Here is a 20,312-nt window from a genome sequence, read left to right as displayed (position 1 = left end):
GTACCTGTTAATAAATATGCAGCAAATGCATCTTATTAACGACCTTTTTTCGAGTATTCGGATTCAAGAATTTACCCTGAAGCCGTGTAATTCTAAACTGATCTACAGAGATTTGAGAATCCCAATCGAAACCTTTATTTTCTAGCATACGCATTTCATCATCATTTACATATACCCAAATATCTTTTTGATTTCTTAATAGAGCGGGCGTAGTAAGCTGAACAGGATGTTGATTATAGAAATCTAACGACCAACTATAATCTTTACCCACCTTATAAATACGATCCACAGGAATATCTTTTTCAGAAATAATTTTTGCCATTGAAGACCCACCTTGGTAATCTAATAAATTCGGATAAAAATGTAAGTTTAAAACGGCATTTAAAAGTAACGAAGCACAAACAGACATGGTCACTAATTTTACATAAGGCCCTTCTCTTTTTAAAGCATAATAAATTATAAAAATGCCAGCTAAAATCAAGACAACATAGGCAACAATACTTCTTAATTTAAAAACATAGAAGCATATTAACGCCGATGCTATAAAGACAATGCTCAATACAAAGTATTGCCCTATCATTAACAATTTTATCGTTTTTGCTTTATCTGTTCTATATAGGTTATAAATATATGAGGCAGTAATTACGGCAAACAGCGGAATGGTAATATTCAAGTAATGTGGCAGTTTAAACTGCGCAAAACTGATTATAACGAAGATGAGCGTAATACCACCAATGGTCAAAAACTCAAAACCAGGCTCATATCTAAATTTGATTTTCACAAAGCCCTTTACCTTATTATAGAATGCAGTAATTCCTAAAATTGTCCAAGGGAGAAAGACCCATAAGAAGGTATGAAAAAAGAAAAAGTAATCGCTGCTGTTCTTACCGATACCTTCACCACTTAAGCGCTCAAAACTCTGTTCCCAAAAAATAAAAAATATTCCGCTACGATTATCTTTTCCACGAATCACCTTTTCGGGGTGCAAATCGAACTGTAGGTAATAAGCATATAACATTGGAGTTATAGTTACGACAAACACCAAAAGAGCCAATAATACTTTCCAGCTAATAAAAGCCTTCCATTTATTGGTATAAAATAGATGACATAGAATAGGCAGCCCGATAACCAAAAGTGCAATTTGGCCTTTAGTAGAAAAAGCAATACCCGCTGCAAATGCGCCAATAGCTATGGCAGAAGCACTACCTTTCTCTATATACTTTGCTAGCTGCCAAATTGCTAAAATGCTGAAGCCCGTTAAAACTGCATCTGTACGCACATCTATAACCCCTAATACAATAGTCTGTGCAGTCATGAAAATCAATGCAGACAACTTACCAACTTTCTGATTATAAAGTAGACTACCCAAGCCGTAACAGCTATACGCCGCCAACAAGGTTGCTAATATGCCGGGTATTCTATAAGACCATTCATGAATACCGAAAATCTTATACGATAACGCTGCCAACCAATAATGCATGTGCGGCTTATCTAAATATTCTTCAGGACCTTTAAACAGGCTAAAGAAATCATTCTCTTGTACCATACGCATTGCCATTACAGAAAATTGCGCAGAATCATTTTCGAATAGCGTTACAAACATACCTGCAACGTATACTAAAAAAATCAAAAGAATTAAAAACCAATACCTTAGATTAGATATCATAGGGAAAATTTGCGAAGTGCAAATATAAATAACTTTACAAACAACCAGCCGAATAACGAGCCTATAAGAGCACCGGTAATAACATCAAGCGGAAAATGTACACCAAGATATATTCGACTATAAGCAACCATAGCTGCCCATAAGACTAAAAAGACACCTAAATATTTAAGTCTTGATTTTAAAATATTCCCAAAAAAAACAGCTAATGCAAAAGAATTGGACGCATGTGCAGAGAAATAACCGAATTTACCGCCGCAATAACTTTTTACCAATCGCATGTAGGGTTCAACTTCTGGATCATGGCAAGGTCGTAATCGAGCAACGCCATACTTAAAAAAATTACCTAACTGATCGGTAACCGTTATTAAAAGAGCAACAGAAACTAATAGCACCACCGTTTTTTTGCCTCCATATTTCTGAAAAGAAACAATCAGCAAAAAAATGTAAAGCGGTATAGCGCTAAGCTTATGGGACAGGAATAGAAAAAAATTATCCCATTGTGGCGTACCTAGTCCATTGAGGTATAAAAAAACATCTTTATCTAACTGTAATAGCTCTTGAAGCATAATTTAATCTTCGTATCTAGATACTTCGCGATCATAAAAAGCGGTAGCAGCAGCGATTAAGGTTTCTGCCTCTTCTTCTAATTCTTTTTCATCTTCTTTAGAAAATTCTTCAAGCCATTCTACTTCATCATCTTCAAGATTGATTATAAACCTTGGAAACTCGGTATGCACTACAAATATTGCTGTCGGATAATCTGTATTATCACCCAATAAAAATTTCGGAAATTCCATAAAAAATGTACTATATAAAGTTGAACTATAGTGCAAATAGCGATGACTAGACCGTTATTGTGCGATTAGTTTTTTGGTTAAATAATTAAATCGAAGATACAACATAATAGCCGACGCCGATAAACCGGTAAGCAAGCCTATCCATATTCCGGTACTTTTTAAATCTGTATGTAGGCACAAGTAATAACTTACTGGAAAGCCAATCATCCAATACGAAATAAATGTAATTACAGTGGGTATTTTTACATCTTGCAATCCGCGTAAAGCACCCAAAACGACTACCTGTATACCATCAGAAATTTGAAAGAAAGCTGCCACCAATAATAGTTCGGCAGCTATAATCAACACTTCGGTATTATCTGCAAAATTGGTCATATCATCAATATCTAAATATAGCGACGGAAACCAATGTCTACCTAATAAGAATAGTGCTGCAAATACAATTTCCAATAAGAATGTCAATAAAAATATAGACTGTGCAATACGTCTAAGCTCTTTAAAATTCGCTAATCCTTTTTGGTTACCAACCCTGATCATCGCGGCAATACCCAGACCCATACCGAACATAAAGGTCATACTACTTAGGTTGAGGGCGATTTGGTTCGCGGCTTGTGCATTTTTACCTAAAACACCACTTAACCACACTGCAGAGGTAAAAATACCGACCTCAAAAAACATTTGCAATGAAGATGGAAAACCTAGTTCGATAATCTTTTTCATTACCGTTTTTTCAATTTTTTTAAAATTGAATCCGGTTACATAGTACTTAAACTTCTCTTTCGTTTTTAAAATGAACCATAGATAGAGTACCATGAAAATTCTGGAGACCAATGTACCTATAGCTGCACCTACAATACCCATTTCTGGAAATCCGAAATTACCGAAGATCAAAAGGTAGTTTAAAACTATATTGATAATGTTGGCTACTATAGTGGCATACATTGGGTATTTCGTCTGCGACAACCCCTCAGAAAATTGTTTAAATCCTTGAAAAATTATAAGTGGCACTAATGAAAAAGCAACCAAATCTAAATATGGCAATGCCAATTCTACAACCTCAATAGGTTGCTTCATTACATACATTACCGGTTTTGCCAATAAAATAACTCCGAATAATGTCAACCCTAAGACCGTACATAATACCAAACCATGCTTTAAAGCACTTTTGGCATTTTCTTTATTACCAGCACCATCAGCTTCTGCCACTAGAGGAGTAATTGCGGTCGAAAAACCTATACCTAAAGACATGGCAACGAACACAAAGCTGTTACCTAAAGATACCGCGGCCAGTTCTGCAGTACCCAATTGACCTACCATAATATTATCTGCCAATTGCACGAAAGTGTGCCCTAACATTCCTAAAATAACAGGAACCGAAAGTTTAATATTATAGCGAAATTCTTTGGTGTAATTCTGTAACAAAACTTAAACTAAATTTTTTGCAAAGGTACCGTTAATTGAACGATTTATTCACTTCATAAAGAGGTTTAAAGAAGGCTGGTCTTCAATTTATTACGATTATTGTGCTGAAGATAAAATTATAAAAAGGTATGTTATACTTTACGATTATCTCAAAACATAAGCTCAAATAAATAAGTATAAAAAAGAAGAATTAAAACAAGAATCGTAATTATAACTATTTAATTTTCAATATTATAAATAATAAATAACTCTTAAATACACACAACAAATCGAACCATTGGCACTTGATTTTTGTTAAACTATACACTTTAAGAATACTAATATGTAGTACCGTGTCGTTATTAACTACAAACACACCAATTACCATTAATTATTAGTTTTATGAACCAAGATCCATTAGTTTGGATTATCGACGATGACGATATATCTAAATATGTAATGAAGCGATATCTCAATCAATTATCGGTAAAAAATATTATCGGTTTTCCAGATTCACTTCAACCGCTGAAACTTATTCAGGATAATTATAATTCTAATGAAGAATTACCTGATATCATTTTCCTTGATTTGCACATGCCGGTATTAAACGGTTTTCAATTCATCAAAGAATTTCAAGATGTAGCGATGAAAATCGATAAAAAGATTAAAATCATTATGTTGACCTCTTCAATAAATGCAGAAGATGTTGACCATGCAAAAACGTTTCCTGAAATTTCTGACTATTTCATAAAACCGATAAAACATAGAGACCTCTCTAGAATTTTAAATGTAGAATTAAAACACTAAAAATTATTCTTTAGTTTTTGCCTCATTCCAAAATATATCCATCTCTTCTAAGGACATATCTTTAAGTTCTTTGCCAATTTCCTTTGCCTTAACCTCAAGGTATTGAAAGCGTTTTATAAACTTTTTATTAGTTCGCTCGAGAGCGTTTTCGGGATTTACCCCAAGAAATCGTGCATAATTAATCATAGAGAAAAGTACGTCGCCAAATTCCGCTTCAATTTTCTCCATGTCTCCTGCTTCTACTTCTACCTGTAACTCAGCCAGCTCTTCTTGTACTTTTTCAAACACCTGTTTAGGTTCTTCCCAATCGAACCCAACACCAGAAACTTTATCTTGAATTCTATTTGCCTTTACTAAAGCAGGTAAGCTCTTTGGCACTCCCTCAAGCACACTTTTCTTTCCTTCTTTTAACTTGATCTGCTCCCAATTTCTTTTTACATCTTCTGCATCGATAACTTTTACATCGCCATAAATATGTGGGTGCCTATTCACTAACTTATCGCAAATAGCATTAGCAACATCGGCAATATCAAAATCATTGGTCTCTGACCCTATTTTTGAGTAGAAAATAATATGTAGAAGCACATCGCCCAACTCCATCTTCACTTCATTGAGATCATTATCTAAAATAGCATCACCAAGTTCATAAGTCTCTTCTATGGTAAGGTGTCTTAACGATTGCATCGTTTGCTTTTTATCCCACGGGCACTGCTCTCGCAACTCGTCCATAATGGTCAACAACCTATCTAATGCCTCTAATTGTTCCTTTCTGCTATTCATTGCTACAATTTTTACAAAAGTACGCAACACCAACTTTACGCACTAAAAATGCTGTTTAGTTTTCGTACATTTAAAATCACAATCTTATTTGAGACCATCAGCATTTACTCAAGCGGATTTTAGATAGTAAAAAAGAATCAAACAGCAACATTGTAATCTATACCAATGAATACAAGAAGAAAGTTTATTATAAATACCGGGTTATTAAGTGCAGCTACTGTATTACTGCCCCAAATAACAATGGCGACTACTAAAAAATCTAGCTATGGTGTTCAGTTATATTCGTTCAGGACCGACATGCTTGCTAACCCTATGAAAACGTTAGAGAAAATCGCTAACCTTGGGTTTAAGGAAATTGAAAGTGCCGGATCTTCAAAAGGGTATTATTATGGATTGACGCCCGCACAAATGAGAACGGCTTGCAAAGATTTAGGTATGAAACTTACAAGCGGTCATGTGCATTTAGATGAAAAGTTTGAACAAACTATGGCAGATGCGGTAGCTTCTGGTCAAGAGTATCTTATTTGTTCTTCGCTACCTAGTGATGGTCAAACAATTGATAATTATAAAAAAGTTGCAGAGCAGTTTAATATTGCTGGCGAAGCATGTAATAAACTCGGATTAAAATTCGGATACCATAACCATGAGTACGAATTTGAATCTGAAAACGGAGAAGTACTTTATGATGTGCTTATGGATAATACGCAAAAAGAATTAGTTCATATGGAACTAGACTTGGGCTGGGTAGTTGTTGCTGGTAAAGACCCTTTGCGATATTTTGAAAAATACCAAGGCAGATTCCCGCTTTGGCATTTAAAAGATATGGATATGCATGAAAAAGTAAGTACAGAATTCGGTAAGGGTATACTAGATGTTCCGTTAATGCTTGAAATGAAAGAACTATCTGGTGTTCAACATATTTATATAGAACAAGAAGAATACGCAAGTACCCCTTTTGATAGCATGCAGCACAACATGACCTATTTAAAAAACCTTTAGTCGCACCTATGAAATTTTATATAAAATTTATTCTCACATCTTTACTTTTGACAATTGTAATCTCTTGCAAATCTCAACAGAGACCTTTGGTATCTGATGGGGCACAGCTTGTGCAAGTCGCTAATAATTTCAGCTTTACCGAAGGCCCGGCATCAGACAAAAATGGTAATGTATACTTTACCGATCAGCCGAACAATAAAATTCTGAAATGGAACCACGCCGACAATTCTATAAGTACTTTTATGGAATCGTCAGGTAGGGCAAATGGTTTGTATTTCGACAATGATGAAAATTTATTGGCCGCTGCCGATGATGAAAATGAGTTATGGCGAATTCATAAAACAGGTGAAATTGATACCTTAATTACTGATTTCGAAGGCAAGAAATTAAACGGACCCAATGATCTTTGGGTCGATTTAAAAGGAGGAATCTATTTTACAGACCCTTACTACCAAAGAGAATACTGGACAAGGACAGAAGCTGATATAAAAGAAAAAAATGTCTACTATATTTCACCAGATTTAAAAAACATCTCAATAGTAGCGAAAGGGCTAGCACAACCTAACGGAATAATTGGCACCCTAGATGGCAAAACACTTTACGTTGCAGATATAGGTGACAAAAAAACATACTCCTACTCCATTCAAGAAGATGGCAGTTTAAGTGACCGCACACTTTTTACAGACATGGGCTCAGATGGTATGACCATCGATAACAAAGGCAATGTTTATTTAACAGGTGCAGGTGTTACCATTTTCAATTCGCAGGGCGAACAGTTAAAGAATATACCCATCAATGAAAACTGGACAGCCAATGTTACTTTTGGTGGCGAAAATCAAGATGTTCTATTTATAACTGCAATGGGGTCGGTGTACACTTTGCAAATGAATGTACATGGTGTTAGATATTAGATTTACAGCTTGGTAAATTTTCTATTTAACACACCTGGCAATTCTTCATTTACACCTTCAGTTAGAATAGATGAATTTAAAACCATAGTACTAAAATTAGTTGCGTTTAAATCAAGCACACTACTTTGAAAAGTCCACTTACCTGTGAAGGTATCAGTTCTACCACAACGAATAGCATAAAAATCACCGGTTACGCTGGTAATATCTAGTGCTACCATATCAAGATCCCAAGTGCCGTCTGCATTAATTTCTAATGTGCCGTTTAGGCAGTCGAGCTCATCTAACATATTATTAGAAGCAGTACCATCTTCATTAACATCTTGGGCTATATTCACATTTATTTCAGTTAACATATAGGTGCCAATAACCAAGGCACTATCATCAGTTGTAGCATCGCCATCATCAGAGGAGCAACCTGTAAAAAGTAGCACTAGACAGGTAATAAAATAAAGGATATATTTTCTCATGATACTATCAAAATAGGTTAATTCTATATGAAAGGTAGTCAAAAGATGTTGCCATAACCAGGCATTCGATAATAATAAATTGATAAAAGCAGTAACCTTCTCAAAGTATTCAAATGTATTTTTCAAAGACACTATATTGAAATTCATATAATTACAAGGCAATAATTGTCAATTACTCAACAAAGGGTTTTATTTCTTATTAATTCCTTGATTTTAATTATCTTAAACGACTTAAAATCCAACCAAACTATGATTACATACATTTTTGAATTTATCGGTACTGCAATGCTAATTCTTATAGGGAATGGCATTGTTGCGAACATTGTATTAAAGGGAACAAAAGGAGCCGATGCCGGGTGGACGGGCATTTCTCTTGCATGGGGTATTGCCGTATTTATCGGTGTGTACATTTCAGCCGATGGCAGTGGCGCTCACCTTAACCCTGCAGTAACGGTAGCTCTTGCCGTTGCCGGAAAATTTTCTTGGGCAGCAGTACCAGGTTATATAGTCGCACAAATATTAGGTGCCATGATGGGTAATCTTTTAGTATGGCTTAATTATAAAAAACAATACGAAGCCACAGAAGACATCGATGCAATTTTAGCCACCTTCTCCACTTCACCAGCTATTAAGAGTCCGTTTTGGAATTTGATGACCGAAATTATTGGAGCCTTCGCACTTGTATTCGGTGTATTCTATATTGCCGGTGGCACCATGGGTGACAGTGCAGTTTCACTAGGGTCGTTAGACGCGCTACCAGTTGCACTATTGGTAATGGGTATCGGTTTTGGCTTAGGCGGCCCAACGGGTTACGCCATTAACCCAGCCCGTGATTTTGGTCCGCGTTTACTACATTCAATTCTTCCTATAAAAAATAAAGGAAATAGTAATTGGGGTTACGCATGGGTACCAATAGTAGGACCAATAATTGGCGGAGTTTTAGCTGCCTTGGTATTTATGCTCATTGAAACAATTCAATAAAATTTACAACTATGAAAAGTCTTATTTTACTTATCTGCATCTTTACGTCTATGACTGTACTTGCCCAAAAAATGGTAAACTTACAATATGAAACAAATGCCGATGTAAATTGGTCGACAGCTGAAAAAGAATATTACTCAGATATATGGGAAACAAATGTGGTAACCAACGTGGCTATACCTCGATTAGAAGTTTTTGAGGCAGATCAGCCAAATGGCACGAGTGTTATTGTTGCCCCTGGTGGCGGACTTTACGGTTTAAGTATTAATAGTGAAGGTAGAGATGTTGCGAAATGGTTGAACAATCGTGGTATTACAGCCTTTGTTCTTAAATATAGATTAGTACCCACCGGTGTAGATGGCATTAAAGAAATTACAGATGAGAGCACTAACGACCCGGCGAAGATCGGGGAAAGAGTTGCTCCCGTTTTACCACTTTCAATTGCAGATGGTCTTGCAGCAATTACTTATGTAAGAACAAATGCAAAGACTATGAAATTAGATCCAAACAAAATTGGGTTCATGGGCTTTTCAGCTGGTGGTGCAGTGACTATGGGTGTTACCTTTAACTATACCAAGGCTACTAGACCAGATTTCATAGTACCTGTTTACCCTTGGATGACAGTTATTGGTGAATATAAAATTCCTGAAGATGCCCCGCCAATGTTAGTAATATGTGCTTCAGATGACCCACTTGGACTTGCCAGACCAAGTACTATACTGTATACAGATTGGGTAACTAGTGGAAAAAATGCAGGTATGCATATGTATTCTAAAGGAGGACATGGTTTTGGAATGAAAAAACAACAATTAGCTTCTGATAACTGGATCGAACAATTTTATGCTTGGGCACTTACAGAAGGTTTAACAAAACTAACACTTAATTAGTAAGCTAATCAGTCATATTTGCATTTATGAGTAATTTCAAGATTTCATTTTTAATAACGGTTTTTCTACTTTCAACAAGTAATTATTGTATTTCTCAAACAGAGAATATCTTCGCCGAAGAGGTAAAAAATATTACTCAGAAATATGATACTATCTGGGATTCAAAAAAGGAAACGATAGTCTTCACCGGTAGTTCTAGTGTTCGTTTATGGAGAAAATTAGAACAAGAGTTTCCGAACCATCAAATTGTAAACAGCGGATTTGGAGGTTCACAAGCATCAGACTTACTAGTATTTACCGATGAATTGATCTTATCCTACAATCCTAAAAAAGTATTTATTTACGAGGGTGATAATGACTTATGGGCAGATAAAAGACCTGCAGATGTTCTTGATACGACCGCAGAGATCATCCGTCGAATAAAATCTAAAAATCCTGCTACCGAAGTTATCTTGATTGCGGCAAAGCCAAGTATCAGCAGATGGAAGATTCGAGGAAAATATAAAAGGTTGAATAGAAAAATGGAACGTTTTACCAAAAACGACCCACAATTATATTACGTAGATGTTTGGAAACCAATGCTAAACAAACGAAAGCTAAAAACCGATATATTTATTGAAGACGGCCTGCATATGAACCAAAAAGGTTACGATATTTGGTATGAAGCCATGAAAGATTTAGTAAACCAACACTAATTACACTACACAATGAAGACCTTTTGTATTCGAAGTCTATTTTTTGCAAGCTTAACACTATTATTAATTGCTTGTAGCGAAGAGAAGAAAGAGCGTATTGCAATGCCAACTACAGATTTATCTAAAGCTAGCTTAATACCCAAGCCGTTAAAGACCATACCAACAAACTCTGCTTTTGCATTGGACCAGTTTACGGCAATCTACACTTCTAAAAACGCAACTGGTTTTGAAGAAGTCGGTACTTTTTTGGCAACTAAACTAAAAGAAAAAATAAATCTGAGTATACCTGTAAATACTGAAGGTGCGAATACCATAGAAAGAGTTATCTACATTAACCAAAGCGATAGTACCGATCTGGCATCACCAGAGTCATATCAACTATACATAAATCAAGATTCAATTATTATTAACTCTAACACCGCAGAAGGCGCTTTTAGAGGTATACAAACGCTTAGACAATTAGTACCCCTAGAAAGTAACGACACATTGGCTTTGCAAAAAATTTGGCCAGTACCATCTGGGAAAATTATTGACAACCCTAATTTTGCATATAGAGGTTCTATGTTAGATGTTGCACGACACTTTTTTAGTGTTGATGATGTTAAAAAATATATTGACCTACTATCTTACTATAAAATAAATGTGCTGCATTTGCACCTTAGTGATGACCAAGGTTGGAGAATTGAAATAAAATCGTGGCCTAAACTTACAGAAGTTGGCGGCAGTACCGAAGTTGGCGGCGAATCTGGCGGATTCTATACACAAGAAGATTACAAAGAAATTATACGTTATGCCGCTGAAAGATATATGACTATTATACCTGAAATTGATATGCCCGGTCATACCAATGCAGCATCTGTATCTTACCCGTTCTTGAACGGTAATGGAAAAACTCCGAAGCTATATGAAGGTATGCATGTTGGCTTCAGCACCTTTGATACGCATAAAGATACTGTGTATACTTTTATAGACGATGTAGTTAGAGAAATCTCAGCGATAACTCCCGGTCCTTATTTTCATGTTGGTGGCGATGAAAGTCATGTAACAAAAAAGAAAGATTACATCTACTTCATTAATAAGGTAGAGAAAATAGTACAGAAGCATGGTAAGCGAATGATCGGTTGGGACGAAGTTGCCATTGCCGATGTAGATTCCACCTCAATTTCTCAGTGGTGGGCCAGCGAAGAAAATGCTAAAAAAGCAGTAGATAAGGGAATGCAAATTATCGTTTCACCAGCTAAAAAGGCATATTTAGATATGGAATATGATACACTATCTAAATTCGGATTACACTGGGCGGCATACATACCAGTTGATACTGCATATATTTGGACACCCGAAGAATATGGCATACCAATGGAAAATATTCTAGGTGTTGAAGCACCACTATGGTCAGAAACAATCAGCAATATAGATGAGCTTGAATACTTAGCTTTTCCAAGAATTATTGGCTATTCTGAATTAAGCTGGAGTACAAAAGAAAATAGAAACTGGGATGATTATAAAGTACGATTAGCAGACCAAGCACCCTTTCTAGACAGAATGGATGTAAAGTATTACCCTTCTGCGCTTATCGACTGGAAGAAGAGCGACTTTACGTATGAAACCATAAAGAAGGACTAACTACCTATAAAGACAATTAAAAAGCCTTGATCTAAATACATCAAGGCTTTTTTATTTATAAATCATAAGATTTCAATTTTACCTTGGATAAAATAGTATTTAAATATTGAAAATTTATTGGTTTTTCTAAGTACTCAATGATATTAGGGTAGCTATCTGCCTTTATTTTATCATCTCCCCTAAATGAAGAAGTTGTAATTACAACAGGTATCTCTGAAGCTAGGTTTAGTTCATTTAACTTATTAAGAAAATCCCATCCGTCTAAAACAGGCATATTAATATCCAGTAAAATTATATCAGGGGAGATATTGGTCTTTAAATAATCAAGTCCTAGTTGACCATTTAGGGCAATAGAAATGTTTTTATAGCCAAATCTCTCGAGGTTTGTTTTAGCAATAAAGTTCGTTACTTCGTCGTCTTCAATTATTAATATTCGTATCATTTTGTGGGGTTTTAAATGGTTTGATTATTTGTTTTAAAAAATTATTATAAACTCTGTTCCTTTATTTACTTGACTTAATACATCGATTGTACCTCCGTTTTCGTTAATTATGGTTTTCATAATATATAATGAGACACCTAAACCATCAACATGGGTATGCAGACGTTTAAATAAGGCGAAAATTTTATCAGAAAATTCTTGTTCAAAGCCTAGTCCGTTATCTTTGAAAGACAATTGAACTCTACCATTGACATCTTTTGTTTCAATTTTGATGCTTAGCTTTCTTTTAGGGTGTCTATACTTAAGCGCATTTGACATAAGTGTTTGAAGTACACCCTCTAGTTGCATTTTATTATAATTGATTGAAGGGCATGCCGAGTAATCTTCTTTTATAATTGTTCTATCTTTTATAATTTCTTTAGAATAACTAGTTTTTAATTTACCAACAACCTCTGAAAATTCTAATGTGGTTTTAGGTGCCCCAAAATTAGACTTTGTAGCAATCACCATATTTAAGCCTGTAATCTTATCGCACATTACTTTAGTGACCACATTCATTTTTTCAACTATAGGCATTACCTCATTAAAGGTAATATCAGATTCTAAAGCCATTCGCAATAGGCTCTTTAAATTCGTAAGCGGGGCTCTTAGATCATGTGCTGCTACAAATGAAAAATCTTCTAACTCTTGATTTTTCTTTTTCAAATTTTCATTAACTTCTGTTAATGAGGTTTGTGAGCTTTTTAATTTTTGTATCACATCGATAACATTCGTTACATCAAGTGTTGTTATACCTAAGTAATCGCCAATTTTAAATGCCCTTGACATAAAAGTCATCTCAGTAAATTCACCTTTAAACAATAACTCATCAAAACCTATTGGTACGCCTGTTTCTATAACATTTTTATAAGCATCGTACCGCTCAGTTCCCTCTAAATAAGGGAAAATGTCCAACAAATTTTTACCTATGAAATTTTCTTTAGAAATGCCAATGGTATTAACACCAGCTTGATTTACATCAACAAAGTTCAGATCGCGATTTAAAATCACAAATGGTGAATATGCATTTTCGAAAAAAGCACTTTTTAATTCACAATCAATGTCAAATTCACTAGTATTCATATCATTCAAATTTTGTTAAGGCTATTAAGCTACACCACAAATTTGCAGCATTTAATATCTTATTTCAATTGATATATGTTGGATAAGAGAAAGGTGTAGATGAATGACAAAAAACTGTAGATGAACAGCTTAAGCAATAAAACAAAATTGCTTTACTATTAGGTTTGAAACAAAAAAAAGCCCTAAAAGGGCTTTTTACATATAGTATAAGAGAAAAACTATTCTTCTTCAGAACCTTCTTCACTTGTTACTTCTTCGCTAGAAAAGTCGGTTATTTTATTATCGGTCAAAATATTATACCATTGTATAACCTTTTTAATATCACTAACGTAAACACGATCTTCATCATAATTAGGTAACACTTCAAAAAAGTATTCTTCTAATTTAATTTTTTCGTCTTTATGGCTAATTGAAGTTTTACCGCCTTCTTCTTTTGTTTGAATTTTTTGAAAAACCTCTCTTAACGGAACCTCTTCTTCAAGCGTATAAATTGCGATTTCAGACAGTACACTTACACTACTACGTAGGCTAACTGTTATTCTTTTTGCATCTAATAAAGATTCTGCTACAAAACCTGTTCTGGTTTGGGTAATTAATTTATACAAACCTGGTTTTCCTGCAACAGATAAAATTTTCTCTAAACCCATAAACTCTTTTAAAATTTCAGAAAACAAATATTATACTTTTCTATTAATAATGGAGGCATTTTAACGTCCTTTTTTCATTGCAGGAAATTTCATGCGATAGTCTACACTAATCTTACCTTTAGAAATATTGGTTAATCGACCTTTTAACATTCGTTTCTTTAAGGCAGATAATTTGTCTGTAAACAACACCCCTTCTATATGATCGTACTCATGTTGTATAACTCTTGCCAGTAAACCATCGAAGGTTTTAGAATGTTGTTTAAAATTCTCATCTAAATATGTAATTTTAATAACACCTTTTCTGCTTACATCTTCGCGAACATCGGGTATGCTTAAACAACCTTCATTGAAAGCCCATTCATCTCCAGTTTCTTCTTCAATAGTTGCATTGATGAATACTTGTTTAAAGCCATCTAATTGCTTCTGCTCTTCTGGTGTTAAATCTTCATCGCCCGAAAACGGAGTAGTATCTACCAAAAATATACGAACAGGCAATCCTATTTGTGGAGCCGCAAGACCTACACCACTGGCGTTATACATGGTCTCCCACATGTTGGCCAACAAATCATTCAGTTTTGGATGGTCTTTATCAATATCATCCGCTACTTTTCTTAATACGGGGTCGCCGTATGCTATAATGGGTAAAATCATTTATAATGTCTTTAAAAAATCTTGTAATATAATAGTAGCACTAATCTCATCGATCAATGCTTTGTTTTTTCTATGTTTCTTTTTTAAGCCGCTATCTATCATGGTCTGAAAAGCCATTTTAGATGTAAAGCGTTCGTCATGCCTTTTAATAGGAACGCTTGGAAATTTCTCTGCCAACTTCACTAAAAATGGAGCAATATGCAGTTCAGATTCAGATGCCGTATTATCCATTTGTTTCGGCTCGCCTACCACAATGGTCTCTACTTTTTCTTTTAATATATAGTCAGATAAATAGTCAAAGATCTCAGAGGTAGCTACAGTGGTTAATCCGAAAGCTATCATTTTCATATCATCGGTAACCGCTAGGCCAATACGTTTTTCTCCGTAATCAATTGCAAGAATCTTTCCCAAACTTAATTTTTGGCAAAAATAAAGGATAATTTGTTATATGTGCCCATGCGCATGGGGAATTACTGTACTTCAACTTATATTTGAGAAAATTTTATGAAAATGACAGAATTAAAAGCACAAATAGAAAAAGCATGGGACAACAGAGACCTTTTAAAGGAATCTGCAACCCAAGACAGCATAAGAGAGGTGATTAACCTTTTAGATATCGGAAAATTAAGATGTGCCGAGCCAACAGCTGACGGGTGGCAAATTAACGAATGGGTAAAGAAAGCGGTTGTTATGTATTTCCCTATTCAAAAAATGGAAACCTTAGAAGCAGGTATTTTTGAATACCACGATAAAATGCCTTTAAAAAGAGGCTATAAAGAAAAAGGGATTCGTGTTGTACCAAATGCCGTTGCAAGACATGGCGCATATATTGCCCCAGGAACTATTTTAATGCCTAGTTATGTAAATATTGGTGCATATGTAGACGAAGGTACCATGGTAGATACTTGGGCTACTGTAGGTAGTTGTGCACAGATCGGTAAAAACGTACACTTAAGTGGTGGTGTAGGCATTGGTGGCGTTCTTGAACCATTACAAGCTTCACCAGTTATTATAGAAGACGGTGCATTTATTGGATCTCGTTGTATTGTAGTTGAAGGTGTTAGAGTTGAAAAAGAAGCAGTACTTGGCGCAAACGTTGTTTTAACAATGAGTACCAAAATAATTGACGTTACAGGTGAAACTCCCGTAGAAACAAAAGGTGTTGTTCCTGCACGTTCAGTAGTGATACCTGGTAGTTATACCAAAAAATTCCCGGCAGGTGAATTTCAAGTGCCATGTGCTTTAATTATAGGAAAAAGAAAAGAAAGTACAAACAAAAAGACATCATTGAACGATGCACTTAGAGAGTATGATGTTGCGGTTTAATTTTTAAATCAATTCAACTACTTTGTTAATAGCTTGAGAAAGGTAATGACCAGAGGCAACTTTGGTTTTTACCTTTTCTACATTAGAAATCATAGTAGCATAATCTTTGGGATCAAGGTTTGCTAATGCATCATCCAATTCATCTAAAGAATTTAAGGTAATACCAATTTGTTCTTTTTCAATGAATTTAGCAATAGCAGCTTTTTTCCAAACGATAACCGGCAATCCGCACAAGAGATATAAAGATGTTTTATGCGGATTATTAAATAAAAGATACTTTCCAAAATCTCCTGAACATTCGTTCAATGCATTCCCGTTCCAAATTAAACCGAACGAACCTTGTATTTCATCAATTACTTCGTCTGGTGAGAAAACACCCTGGTAATCTAAAATGGAGTTATCTTTTTCAGCATCGGCAGCATTAAAACCATTACCATATAATTTCAGTTTATAATTTGAGGGATTAAGGCTATCCATACTATATAAAAACTCACTTTTCTCTTTCCCTAATCCTCCTGCAAAAACTACATCATAAGGTGTGCTTAGTGTTGCATGTTTATTACTGGCATGAATATAATCGAACAACTCTAAACTTACCAATTGAGCAGTACATCCATTTTCTTGAAACCACTTTTTCATAGATTCGTTATGAACGATGATAAAATCGGCTTTATTGAATTTTGCCATTTCTCCCTTTAAATCAGTAGACTTACCCATTAAAAATTTTACGTCATGTATAATAATGATGAGGGTACATTTCTTCAAAGAAACAATGCTAGTTATATATCCGAAAAACTTGCTTAACGGATATTGCATACAGAAAACGGATTTTCTTGGTAGTAGAAACAATCCTTTTGTTATTCCGAAAAAACTGATAATAGCACCTATTGCCGAGCTGGAGTGATTACTTTGTCTAAAACCCAAATTCTTGAATCCGTTCTTTTCTAGAACCGTCTCGCAGTCCATCTTTGGTTTGGAAGCTGCGTTTTTTGAAAATTTGTAATTCCTAGAAATAAAATAGAGATTATCAGAATTCATTCAATTATTAGTTATGGTTTAAGTATTGCAATTTTAACGATATAAAACTACATATGAAATATTAAATTTCAATTATAGTAGACCTTTTCATGTTAACTAATTTCCATCTCAAACAGTATCTTTGCGCTTTTAATATTGAAGAATGATGTCAACTAAAAAGTATGATTTTCTTATTGTAGGCGCCGGATTATACGGAGCAGTTTTTGCCCATGAAGCCAAAAAAAGAGGAAAAACATGCCTGGTAGTAGACAAAAGAGAACATATTGGTGGAAATACTTTTTGTAAAAAAATAGAAGATATTAATGTGCATGCCTACGGAGCGCATATTTTCCATACCAATGACAAGAAAATTTGGGACTATGTAAATGACTTTGTCCCGTTCAATAGGTATACGAATTCACCGGTTGCCAATTACAAAGGTTCATTATACAATTTACCTTTTAACATGAATACTTTTCACCAATTATGGGGAGTAAAAACACCGACCGAGGCAAAATCCATCATTGAAGAACAAAGTAAGAAATATCAAAAAATACAACCACAAAATTTAGAAGAGCAAGCACTTTCACTTGTTGGGGAAGATATTTATCATAAGCTGATAAAAGGATATACTGAAAAGCAATGGGGAAGAAAAGCTTCTGAATTACCGGCATTCATTATTAAACGACTACCGTTAAGATTCACTTTCGACAATAATTATTTCAACGATAGTTACCAAGGCATACCTGTAGGAGGATATAATGAATTAAGTGGCGGACTCTTAGAAGGTATCGATGTACAACTTGGTGTCAACTATTTTAAAGATAAAATAGCACTTGACAACATGGCTCATAAAACTGTTTTTACGGGTAAAATTGACGAATACTATAACTACGAATTTGGTAAATTAGAATATCGTGGATTACGTTTTGACCATGAAATTTTAGACATGGAAAATTACCAAGGTAATGCGGTAATAAATTATACAGAAGCAGAAATACCCTATACAAGAATTTTAGAGCACAAGCATTTTGAGTTCGGGCAACAGAAGAAAACCGTTATTACAAAAGAATACCCGTTAGAAGCTTCAACAGATTTAGAACCATATTATCCTATTAATGACGACAAGAACAACAATAGGTATTTACAGTATAAGAACAAGGCTGCCAAAGACTTAGTGATATTTGGCGGTAGGCTAGCAGAATACAAGTATTACGATATGCATCAGGTTATCGGCGCAGCATTAGCAAAAACTAAAAAACTTTTTGATAATTAAACGCAACCATTCTAAAATACGCCCTCTTATAAACTGAACCATGCTATAACGTTGGATTTCAATTGTGTAAGAATTTTACTGCTTAACACAATTTTTTAATTCTTTTTTTGTTATAACTTTGTTCGCTCCGATTAGAGCAAACCTATCAAATTGGATTGTATGATTACCAAAAAAGAACAACTTACCGCATTAGTAATTACGTATAACGAAATTGGGTACATCGAAAAGTGTATCGAATCAGTTTCTTTTGCCGATGAAATTATTGTAGTTGATTCTTTTAGTACCGACGGAACCTATGAATATTTAAAGGATAACCCGAAAGTAAAAGTTATTCAAAATCCGTTTGAGAATTTCACTGCTCAAAAATCATTTGCCTTAAAACAAGCTACCAATGACTGGGTTTTATTTTTAGATGCTGACGAAATTGTTTCTAACGCTCTACAAAATGAAATTACAGAAACAGTATCTAGCGATACTGATATTGCGGCATTTTGGTTCTATCGCCAGTTCATGTTCAAGAATGAAAAATTGAATTTCAGCGGATGGCAAACCGATAAAAACTACAGACTTTTTAGAAAAAGCAAAGCTGTATTTTCTGACTGTAAAATTGTTCATGAAACATTAGACGTTGATGGTACTTCTGGTATCTTAAATGAAAAACTGACCCATTACTGTTATAAGAATTACGAAGATTACAAAGGTAAAATGTTAAAATACGGTCAATTAAAGGCTGTTGAATCTTTTTACAGAGAAAAGAAATTTACTTATGTAATGATGGTGTTAAAAACTAGTTGGAAATTTTTCAACCATTACATATTACGTCTTGGTATACTTGACGGTAAAAAAGGTTTTACCATCTGTTATTTAAACTCATTGGGCGTTCTAGAACGTTACAAGGAGCTTAAAAAATTAGAACAAAAAAATGAGCTTGCGTATTACTTAGTGATGCCATAGAACGTCCACACGCTTTTTTCTTTTTTAGTAGCATTTCTTATACCCACATTTTTCGCAATAGATTCTGGTGTTTTATACCCTCGTTTGTGGTCTAAATGTATACAAACAGCACTATATCGCAATTGCTTAGACTTTAACCCGAAATTGAATAAACGTTCGCCGAGCTCTCTATCTTGACCGCCATACTGCATGCGTTCATCGAAGCCGTTTACATTTTCAATATCCTTTTTCCAACCAGAAGAATTATGTCCGTTCCAACTAGCATTGGTAGGCGTAACCCAATTTAATATCTTAGAAATAAAACCTTGAGCAGTAAGCTTATTGTTTTTAAAAGTTTGCGGAATTCCTTTTTCTTTCAACCATTGAATATTAAAACAACGTTGATTTTCAATATCATCTAAGGTGATCAATTTAGAAATATTCATGGGTAACATATAATATCCGCCAGAAATGAAATAACCTGGTTCTTTATTAATGTAGTGTACCTGAACAAAATCTTCACGAGGTATACAATCACCATCGGTCATGATAATATAATCAGCAGAACAGGCAGTTACCGCTTTATTTAATATTCTAGATTTTTGAAAGCCATCGTCTTCTTGCCAAACATGCACAATTGGGTAATGCACCTTTTCAGCCATCTCAGCCAATAATTCTTTAGTAGGTGCCTTCGATCCGTCATCGGCAATAACAACTTCAAAATCTTTGAAAATTTGTTGCTCAAAGCCCCATAGTACCTTCTTCAGCCACTCTTCGGCATTATATGTACTAACGATGATACTTATTTTAGGAATCTCCATGCTACGTTTCAAATTACTGCAAAAATATAAAACTCTTATCTATCTTTGAGCTAGAAAAGAAGG

Annotated in this window: 23 protein-coding genes; 10 read left to right on the top strand and 13 right to left on the bottom strand. The window is 34.7% G+C overall.

The window, feature by feature from the left end; all coding sequences use genetic code 11:
* Nucleotides 1-7: 7 nt before the first annotated feature.
* From ACPF9A_RS15905 to ACPF9A_RS15890, 4 genes are read right to left on the bottom strand one after another with little or no spacing between them, the layout of a single operon-like run.
* A complete protein-coding gene (locus ACPF9A_RS15905; protein WP_423998456.1) occupies nt 8-1,666 on the bottom strand; it encodes an ArnT family glycosyltransferase in 1,659 nt (552 codons plus the stop codon).
* Nucleotides 1,663-2,232, bottom strand: a complete 570-nt coding sequence (locus tag ACPF9A_RS15900) for a phosphatase PAP2 family protein (protein ID WP_423998455.1) — start codon at nt 2,230-2,232, stop codon at nt 1,663-1,665. Before ACPF9A_RS15900 ends, ACPF9A_RS15905 begins: the two co-directional genes overlap by 4 nt.
* Nucleotides 2,233-2,235: 3 nt before the next feature.
* On the bottom strand, nt 2,236-2,463 hold the full coding sequence (locus tag ACPF9A_RS15895; RefSeq protein WP_133686896.1) for a hypothetical protein: 228 nt from the start codon (nt 2,461-2,463) through the stop codon (nt 2,236-2,238).
* A 54-nt stretch (nt 2,464-2,517) separates the two neighbouring features.
* Nucleotides 2,518-3,885 (bottom strand): MATE family efflux transporter, encoded by a 1,368-nt coding sequence (locus ACPF9A_RS15890; protein ID WP_423998454.1) that lies wholly within the window; start codon nt 3,883-3,885, stop codon nt 2,518-2,520.
* Nucleotides 3,886-4,266: 381 nt separating this feature from the next.
* On the opposite strand from ACPF9A_RS15890, the gene ACPF9A_RS15885 reads away from it, so the two are divergent.
* The gene (locus tag ACPF9A_RS15885; protein WP_423998453.1) at nt 4,267-4,671 is read left to right on the top strand and encodes a response regulator; all 405 of its coding nucleotides are present in this window, start codon (nt 4,267-4,269) and stop codon (nt 4,669-4,671) included.
* Between the two features lie 3 nt (nt 4,672-4,674).
* Here the strand turns inward: ACPF9A_RS15885 and mazG are convergent, their stop codons facing one another.
* On the bottom strand, nt 4,675-5,451 hold the full coding sequence (gene mazG / locus ACPF9A_RS15880; RefSeq protein WP_423998452.1) for a nucleoside triphosphate pyrophosphohydrolase: 777 nt from the start codon (nt 5,449-5,451) through the stop codon (nt 4,675-4,677).
* A gap of 165 nt (nt 5,452-5,616) precedes the next feature.
* Between mazG and ACPF9A_RS15875 the strand changes: the two genes are divergently transcribed.
* Complete coding sequence (locus tag ACPF9A_RS15875; protein WP_423998451.1) at nt 5,617-6,450, top strand: sugar phosphate isomerase/epimerase family protein; 834 nt, start codon at nt 5,617-5,619, stop codon at nt 6,448-6,450.
* An 8-nt stretch (nt 6,451-6,458) separates the two neighbouring features.
* Complete coding sequence (locus ACPF9A_RS15870; RefSeq protein ID WP_423998450.1) at nt 6,459-7,361, top strand: SMP-30/gluconolactonase/LRE family protein; 903 nt, start codon at nt 6,459-6,461, stop codon at nt 7,359-7,361.
* A 2-nt stretch (nt 7,362-7,363) separates the two neighbouring features.
* On the opposite strand, the gene ACPF9A_RS15865 is transcribed toward ACPF9A_RS15870, so the two are convergent.
* A complete protein-coding gene (locus ACPF9A_RS15865) occupies nt 7,364-7,954 on the bottom strand; it encodes a hypothetical protein (RefSeq protein ID WP_423998449.1) in 591 nt (196 codons plus the stop codon).
* Between the two features lie 93 nt (nt 7,955-8,047).
* Between ACPF9A_RS15865 and ACPF9A_RS15860 the strand changes: the two genes are divergently transcribed.
* Genes ACPF9A_RS15860 through ACPF9A_RS15845 form a run of 4 tightly spaced genes read left to right on the top strand, consistent with a single transcriptional unit; the run spans nt 8,048 to nt 12,014 of the window.
* Nucleotides 8,048-8,809, top strand: coding sequence for an MIP/aquaporin family protein (locus ACPF9A_RS15860; RefSeq protein ID WP_424004497.1), 762 nt, complete (start codon nt 8,048-8,050; stop codon nt 8,807-8,809).
* Nucleotides 8,810-8,820: 11 nt separating this feature from the next.
* On the top strand, nt 8,821-9,696 hold the full coding sequence (locus ACPF9A_RS15855; protein WP_423998448.1) for an alpha/beta hydrolase: 876 nt from the start codon (nt 8,821-8,823) through the stop codon (nt 9,694-9,696).
* A gap of 26 nt (nt 9,697-9,722) precedes the next feature.
* Entirely contained in the window at nt 9,723-10,391 is a 669-nt protein-coding gene (locus tag ACPF9A_RS15850) for a GDSL-type esterase/lipase family protein (RefSeq protein ID WP_423998447.1), read from the top strand.
* Nucleotides 10,392-10,403: 12 nt separating this feature from the next.
* Nucleotides 10,404-12,014: a family 20 glycosylhydrolase gene (locus ACPF9A_RS15845; RefSeq protein ID WP_423998446.1), complete on the top strand. Its 1,611-nt coding sequence runs from the start codon at nt 10,404-10,406 to the stop codon at nt 12,012-12,014.
* 55 nt (nt 12,015-12,069) lie between these two features.
* Here ACPF9A_RS15845 and ACPF9A_RS15840 read toward each other — a convergent pair whose 3' ends face one another.
* The 5 genes from ACPF9A_RS15840 to ruvX form a co-directional block, all read right to left on the bottom strand.
* Nucleotides 12,070-12,456: a response regulator gene (locus tag ACPF9A_RS15840; RefSeq protein ID WP_423998445.1), complete on the bottom strand. Its 387-nt coding sequence runs from the start codon at nt 12,454-12,456 to the stop codon at nt 12,070-12,072.
* Nucleotides 12,457-12,489: 33 nt separating this feature from the next.
* Nucleotides 12,490-13,578: an ATP-binding protein gene (locus tag ACPF9A_RS15835; RefSeq protein ID WP_423998444.1), complete on the bottom strand. Its 1,089-nt coding sequence runs from the start codon at nt 13,576-13,578 to the stop codon at nt 12,490-12,492.
* 218 nt (nt 13,579-13,796) lie between these two features.
* Nucleotides 13,797-14,225, bottom strand: a complete 429-nt coding sequence (locus ACPF9A_RS15830; RefSeq protein WP_423998443.1) for a DUF5606 domain-containing protein — start codon at nt 14,223-14,225, stop codon at nt 13,797-13,799.
* 60 nt (nt 14,226-14,285) lie between these two features.
* Nucleotides 14,286-14,876 (bottom strand): peptide deformylase, encoded by a 591-nt coding sequence (gene def, locus ACPF9A_RS15825; RefSeq protein WP_423998442.1) that lies wholly within the window; start codon nt 14,874-14,876, stop codon nt 14,286-14,288.
* Nucleotides 14,877-15,287, bottom strand: a complete 411-nt coding sequence (gene ruvX, locus ACPF9A_RS15820; RefSeq protein ID WP_423998441.1) for a Holliday junction resolvase RuvX — start codon at nt 15,285-15,287, stop codon at nt 14,877-14,879. It abuts the gene before it with no gap.
* A gap of 99 nt (nt 15,288-15,386) precedes the next feature.
* Between ruvX and ACPF9A_RS15815 the strand changes: the two genes are divergently transcribed.
* The gene (locus ACPF9A_RS15815; protein ID WP_423998440.1) at nt 15,387-16,202 is read left to right on the top strand and encodes a 2,3,4,5-tetrahydropyridine-2,6-dicarboxylate N-succinyltransferase; all 816 of its coding nucleotides are present in this window, start codon (nt 15,387-15,389) and stop codon (nt 16,200-16,202) included.
* Nucleotides 16,203-16,205: 3 nt separating this feature from the next.
* Here the strand turns inward: ACPF9A_RS15815 and ACPF9A_RS15810 are convergent, their stop codons facing one another.
* Nucleotides 16,206-17,240, bottom strand: a complete 1,035-nt coding sequence (locus ACPF9A_RS15810; protein WP_423998439.1) for a beta-1,6-galactofuranosyltransferase — start codon at nt 17,238-17,240, stop codon at nt 16,206-16,208.
* A 142-nt stretch (nt 17,241-17,382) separates the two neighbouring features.
* Between ACPF9A_RS15810 and glf the strand changes: the two genes are divergently transcribed.
* A complete protein-coding gene (gene glf / locus ACPF9A_RS15805; RefSeq protein ID WP_423998438.1) occupies nt 17,383-18,495 on the top strand; it encodes a UDP-galactopyranose mutase in 1,113 nt (370 codons plus the stop codon).
* A gap of 159 nt (nt 18,496-18,654) precedes the next feature.
* Nucleotides 18,655-19,449, top strand: a complete 795-nt coding sequence (locus ACPF9A_RS15800) for a glycosyltransferase family 2 protein (protein WP_423998437.1) — start codon at nt 18,655-18,657, stop codon at nt 19,447-19,449.
* Here ACPF9A_RS15800 and ACPF9A_RS15795 read toward each other — a convergent pair.
* Nucleotides 19,431-20,249 carry a glycosyltransferase family 2 protein gene (locus tag ACPF9A_RS15795; RefSeq protein ID WP_423998436.1) on the bottom strand — a complete coding sequence of 273 codons (819 nt, stop codon included), beginning with the start codon at nt 20,247-20,249 and terminating at the stop codon, nt 19,431-19,433. The genes ACPF9A_RS15800 and ACPF9A_RS15795 overlap by 19 nt on opposite strands.
* Nucleotides 20,250-20,312: the final 63 nt, after the last annotated feature.

Origin of the sequence: Maribacter sp. IgM3_T14_3 (assembly GCF_049603095.1) — a bacterium.
Classification (GTDB): Bacteria; Bacteroidota; Bacteroidia; order Flavobacteriales; family Flavobacteriaceae; genus Maribacter.
This window is presented reverse-complemented; position numbering and strand designations above follow the sequence as displayed.